Raw genomic sequence first — 6,408 nt, forward strand, 5'->3', positions numbered from 1 at the left:
AATTTCTGGTAACAAACAGGCGAACTGCCGCCTGTTTGTTCTATTTATGGTCTTTTCTTGTCAAAAGCTTACTTCTGGCTAACCGAGGCTACAGATGAGTCGTTTTTGAATTCACTCAGATACCTCAGATGGGTCTGCGCACCAAAATGCATGGCATCGTTATTTATCACATCAATAAATGCCAGCTCAGCTTCATTCAGTTTTTTAAGCCCCAGGTAACCCAGGCCGACAATATAACGGCAATGGATATAGTTTCGAAGATTCAAATTATCTTCAAAAATCAAAAGATCAGGCAATGACACAGCAAAGTAATCAATTCGAACTTCATCATGCTCATGCTCTAATCCATAGTTCACCAGATTGCTAAATATTTCCTGGGCTACTTCTGCCTTCTGTAGCTTATTCCAGGCCAGGCCCTGGTAAAAGATCTTGTCGGGTTGCTGATCATTATAAAACATCGCTGCACTGGGTTCGCTGAGGCCGCGGGTCGCTTCCGTCCAATAAAACACTGCATTTTCTGTATCACCCAAACCATCATAGGCACAGCCTAACCAGTAAAAGATATCATTTTCCTGCGCGCCGGGTAGTTTTCCTTCACCCAAACTATGCGGATATTCCTGTGCCTGTTTTAATTTAATAATTGCTGCATCATAAGCAGCATGGCTAATATCCGCTTTTGCTAATTCTACCAGGCTATAAATATACTGGCCGGAAACCCTTCCTTCCCCTCCCTCCCAGGGATGAAATTTACGATTCATAACCTGCTCGTATGCTTCACCGTAATCACCCAGATAGTTCTTTAATGCGGCTACTTCCAGGTACAGGTCGTCGCGGCGTTCAGCAACCTCTGCATTTTCAGTCAAAAATTCCAATCTTGCTGTAGGTTCATAGCGAAGTTTTTTATACAACTGGTCCAGTTCCATTAACACACGCGCATCATTCGGATTCAGGCTAAAAGCTTTTTCGAACAGGATAAGTGCTTTTTCAGGGTCATTTTGCTTGTTGTATGCAGCGATTGCCAAATTTCGGAATACGGTAGGAAATGCAGCGTCGATGCCCGCAGAACGTTCCCAACATTCAATCGCGTCAGCGTACTGCCGTTTGTCATACCACAAATTCCCCAAATAATAGGAAGCCTTTGCATCAGCACTATTTTGACGAACAGCGAATTGCAGCACAGCAATATCTTCAAGCCGGTTTGGAAAACAGTAATCGGGGTTAGCGCCGGCAGCAATTTTCAGATAACGATCTGCCGATTCCTGGTCACCTTTCAAGAAATTGAAATTAGCCAGGTAATAACCAAGCATAGGGTTATTTTCAGGTTTATCGTTAGCCATTAAAAGCAATTCTATAGCTTCCGCATATAAACCAACATTGGCATAGTCTATTGCATATTCTATTAACGTGTGCGAATTACCGCGTCCAAGTTTGCCCAGTTGTGCTAAGCTTTCAGCAGCTTCTTCATGCATGTGCAGCGCCTGCTGGCTCCGGTATAGTTCAAAAAGGGCAGTCAGATTAAACCCATCTCTTTTCAGTGCATAACGGCAGACCTCCAATGACTCTTCCGGCCTTGACAACATGCGCAACGCTCTTGCCTTGACCATATAAGCCCTTCCGTTCCGGGCATTGCGGTCAATTGAAATATTGATATGCTCCAGTGCGCGTTCCGCATCCTTATTTTTAAGATCAATTTGTGCAACTGCAAAATAAGCTACATCCTGATATCCTGCATTCCAGGTAGCCTTAAAAAAAGCATCGTAAGCTTTTTTGTAATCTGAGGTATACCAATAAGCAAGCCCGAGATTATAGTAAGGCTCTCCATCGTAAGGATTGGGATTTTTACCGGTTATTGTTTGCACTGCCTTTTTGAAGTAAGGTATCGCCTCATTGAATTTGCCTTTTCTCAGCAGCCACAAACCCATGGCATTATTGTTCCTGATGTCGCCGGGCGCACGCTTTAATGCTTCCTGGTAGTAAGGGACCGGGCTGTAGGTGGCATGGCGGTATTGTTCCAGGTGCTGACCGATTAGGAACAGCTGCTCGGCAGAATCAATTTGTTCAGGCAGAAGGGCAGGTTTTGCAGCTTCGGGCAATTCGCGCTCTTCATCTGATTCGGTATAAGAAACCAGCTCCTCTCCCGAGGCACTATAAACCGTCAGGCTATATAAAACAGATGGGGCAGCCGGCGCAGTTACTGATTTGGCAAAAACTTCTTCCGGACTTAACGATGCGTGCCACTCCTCAAGCGTTTGATGTTGTGTAGCAAGTACAATGCGGGCATTTTCAAAACGCGATGTAGCAAAAATAGTAACCTTGAGCTCGCCCGCTTCCTTTTCCAAGCCTACCAATACATCCCGGGTTGCATTTTTAACAAGACCAACTTTCCGGTATGGCAAAAAATACTGAGTAAAGGATTTTTCTTCATTAGGCATCAGCCAGCTAAAATCTGGCTGATTGTCTGTAAACATCCCGGTCATGAGTTCGATATATGGGCCATCTTCATCAGTAAGATTACGATCCCAGGCTACCCCAAAATCGCCGTTGCCCCAGGTCCATTGTTTTTTGCCCGGCGAAACATGATGGTCTGCAACATGCAGCACACCTGCTTCTGTATCATGTTCATAACCTCCCACAAAGTCATATTCTGAATTGACAGCCATATACGATGTCGGAACAGGAATATTTTTATATCTCGAAATGTCGGTTCCCGGCGAGTAATCAACTTTATAATAGGTCCCTCTAGCAATTGGAAAACTGGAAACATCCCGTTTACCATGATCGAATACAGCATGCACATCTGGCGGAAATACACTTTGGTAATAGTCGTCAACACTCACTGCTGGATTTGCCCACCACAAGAAGGTTTGGGGCAAATTGGTGCGGTTATACAGCTGTGCTCTAATTTCCAGGTAGGCTTTGTCGGGATACAGCGTAAACCCAGCCATACCTTTTGTACGGAACATTTTCTCCACTTCGTTTACCCAGATGGTTTTACTGCCGTCCGGATTTTCTTCTATCTTATAATCCACCGGGTCAAAAGTGCTCGGACGATGGTGTTGCGGCCAATTAAACTCGATCCCGCCAGAGATCCATGGCCCGCACAAACCTACCAGGGCCGGCTTGATCACCTGGTTGTAATAAATGAAGTGGCGACCGGCGATCTTATCATAAGCCATTTGTACACGTCCTCCAATTTCCGGAAGGATCATAATTTTGAGGTATTTATTCTCTAAAAAAAGGCCATTGTATTCCTGATCCACTTTCTCATCAGCAATTTTTTCGATAACCGGGTGCGGATAAACTACGCCGCTGCTTCCCTGGTAAATTCTATTTTCAAAAAACATCGGGTTTTTATCCGCTTCGGCTACCTGATAGGTAGGAATAACAACCTTTTCTTGCCAAACTTGAACTGTCATATCTATAATTAATTAACTTAATGTCCTGTAAAATTGTGTTCCAATTGTTCGAGTGTTTGCCCTTTCGTCTCCTTAACGCGACTTTTAACGAACAGATACCCCATAAAGCAAATGCCTGCATATAAGAAGAAGGGGCCATAAGTGCCGAGATGTTCCACGAGGATAGGGAAAGTGAACACGAGTATAAAGTAAGCTATCCATAACGAAACGATAGCCACCGAAGAGGCTGCGCTCCGAACATTGTTGGGAAAAATCTCTGAAATCAACACCCAGGTAACGGGTGCCAATGAAGTCGCATACAGCGCAATTGGAAGGAGTACAAATGCAGAGATCCAAATGGCCGGGGCCTGATATTTCAAAAGAGCAGCCAGTACGATATAGGATAGTGCCAGCCCGATTGATCCGGCCAGCATAAGCGGGCGACGGCCCAGTTTATCTACCTGCCACATGGCTATTAACGTAAAAAGCAAGTTTACAACCCCGATAGCCACTGTTTCCAGCAACTGATGATCCAGATTTGCGCCTACCGACTTGAAAATTGTGGAAGTGTAGTTAAATACTACATTAATTCCGCATAATTGCTGAAAAACGGCTAATGTGACCCCAACAATGACCGCAGGCCTGACCGATTTAGAGAAAACTGCTGAAAACGATGACTGACCGGTTTTCTGATGCGATTGCCCAATAGCCGTTACAGACGTTTGTGCAAATTCCGCTGAGCCAATTTTGGTGAGAATGCTTATCGCTTTGGCTTGCTTACCCATAGAGATCAGCCATCGCGGACTTTCCGGCAGAAAAAATACGCCAAGCAAAAACAGCAATGAAGGAACTACCCCAAGACCAAACATCCAGCGCCAGGCTTCGTGCATATCAGAAAGCAGATAGTTAACCAGGTTAGTGATCAGGATACCGGTAACAATGGTTAATTGGTTAATAGCTACGTTACGTCCGCGCATATGTGCCGGGGATATTTCTGCGATATAAAGCGGACTTAACATAGAAGCCATACCTACGCCTACCCCAGCGCAAAAACGCATGATAACAAAAAATGCCAATCCAGGTGCAAAAGCCATTCCAATGGATGAAAAGGCAAAAATTGCAGCCGCGATCATCAGACCCGGACGCCGCCCGTACCGGTCTGCAAGTTTCCCAGCCAGCAGGCAACCTGCTATACATCCTAAAGCCAGGGAACCGGTGAGAAAACCTTCCCACCAGCTGGATAAATGAAAGGCAGTCCTCAGAAACGGGAGTGCACCTGAAATAACTGCAAAGTCAAATCCAAAAAGATAACCACCCAATGCCGATATAAATGAGATACCCAAAATGTACCGGTTGTTAAATTTATATGTCGTTTGCTTTTTTGCGATAATTTGCATGTCTTAAAAACTTGTTTTTAGGTAGTTATGGTTTTTATTAATTGTACTCCCGATAACGCTGGCAGAGCCACAGCACAAATCAGGAAAAACGTGAATAACCAATACCAAAGCCTGATTGTAAGCTAAAAGCACTCATTATTTGTTGTTTTTGGATATGCTAAAATACCCCCTGCCTGCCTGGCAGGCAATGGATTATTGATTGAAAGCATGGATTATTTAACCTTTCGATCGTCATTCAATAACTTGCGCAAAGTGACCGTACTGATTTCATCTGCAGGCTGGAAAGCACTATCCTCCGCATAATGGATAAGGCTGTAGCGTAATTGCTTAGCGGCCGGCCGGCTTGACAGTTTATTATGAATATCCATGGTACACAAAATCAATTTGCCGGATCCAACCTTAAATTCCACCAACGTAGCGAGATTTCGGTTCCTGAAAAAATTATCAATAACACGAACAATCGGTTTAGGCTGAGCCGGAAGTTTATCCAGCAGCAGCGATCTGGAATTTGTTACCAGGTCCCACCATTGCCAATCCGTATAAAAATTTGCAGGGAAGTTTGCCAATGCGCTATGTTTCTTGTCAATCAACAAGCCCATGCTGCCCGGCTGGTCAGGAAAATGGACCGGGCTCCAGAAAACAGGCGCAAAACGGCCGTCTATGCCATGCATGCTTCCTGTGTCCGGGTTCAGGATAACTTTTCTTCCTGCTTCCAGGTAACGGATGGCACTGTCTACCGCGGTCGTAAAAATTACGTTGCCAGGCCCGTCGGGTAAATTCTCCGGATACACCCATATTTTCCAGCTATTATGGAATTTCGATTTAGTCATACCAACGGTAACCGTCAGCTCGCAGGCCTGATCTATTTTTTTCAGGTCAACTGAAAAATGACCTGCCACCTCGGCATTGCCAATAGGAATTGATTTGTTGCCAAGCGAGCCCTGAAAATTAATATGCCCGTCGGCAGAGGTGACCGACCATCGAATTTCATCGTCAATTTGATGATCGCTGTAATTAGCAACCTCGGCAGAAGCCTCGAACCGCTCATTGTTGTTATAAGCAGCCCTCTTAAACCGGATTAACGGTACAACGGGGCCGCAAAAATTGCGAAAATCCTGTGGTGTGATTAACCCTTTGCTATCCCAGAATGCATTCAATATCCCCACCAGGGCTGTTCCCTGGCCTGGAAAATCATGCAGGTCCAACAGTTGAAATCCGCCAACGCCGTGGGTCTTTAAAGCCCGCTCAATTTCTTCTTTGTAGAGTTGCACAGCGAGCGCTCCGCTGGCCTTGAGGTAATCGGGAGCCAGTGTAAGCATTTGTTTTTTGCGGAGATCGTTTCGTACTGCCTCAAAATTGGCAGGACGAAGCACTCCTGTATATTTAGCTATTTCGTTAAGGTCGGGATAAACGGAATACTGACCAACTTCATGAATAATGAGCGGTACCCGCGTACCTTCCAGCGCTTTGCTGTAATCAGTCTTGAAATCAGGCGCATCGGTATTGAATATACCTTGTCCCCTAACCCAGCCTTTATCGGTGTATTGGGTAATAAAGTAATCGTCTACAGGCTCCGGTGTTTTACCATGTCCCTTCTGGAAACTGAAAGTGGTAGT

Annotated in this window: 2 protein-coding genes and 1 pseudogene; all 3 read right to left on the reverse strand. The window is 45.1% G+C overall.

Going from position 1 to position 6,408, the window contains the following annotated elements:
- Positions 1-68: 68 nt before the first annotated feature.
- Entirely contained in the window at positions 69-3,416 is a 3,348-nt protein-coding gene (locus tag VF500_RS12400) for a tetratricopeptide repeat protein (RefSeq protein WP_330859972.1), read from the reverse strand.
- Between the two features lie 17 nt (positions 3,417-3,433).
- Positions 3,434-4,792 carry a sugar porter family MFS transporter gene (locus VF500_RS12405; RefSeq protein WP_330859973.1) on the reverse strand — a complete coding sequence of 453 codons (1,359 nt, stop codon included), beginning with the start codon at positions 4,790-4,792 and terminating at the stop codon, positions 3,434-3,436.
- A 212-nt stretch (positions 4,793-5,004) separates the two neighbouring features.
- Positions 5,005-6,408 (reverse strand): annotated as a pseudogene (locus VF500_RS12410) (glycoside hydrolase family 2); the annotation flags it as partial.

Source organism: Mucilaginibacter sp. (assembly GCF_036383575.1).
In the GTDB taxonomy this organism is placed as follows: Bacteria; Bacteroidota; Bacteroidia; order Sphingobacteriales; family Sphingobacteriaceae; genus Mucilaginibacter.

Excerpts from the sequence above, each read along its gene's own strand:
- VF500_RS12400 (WP_330859972.1), bottom strand. The coding sequence starts at position 3,416 with ATGACAGTTCAAGTTTGGCAAGAAAAGGTTGTTATTCCTACCTATCAG.
- VF500_RS12405 (WP_330859973.1), bottom strand. The coding sequence starts at position 4,792 with ATGCAAATTATCGCAAAAAAGCAAACGACATATAAATTTAACAACCGG.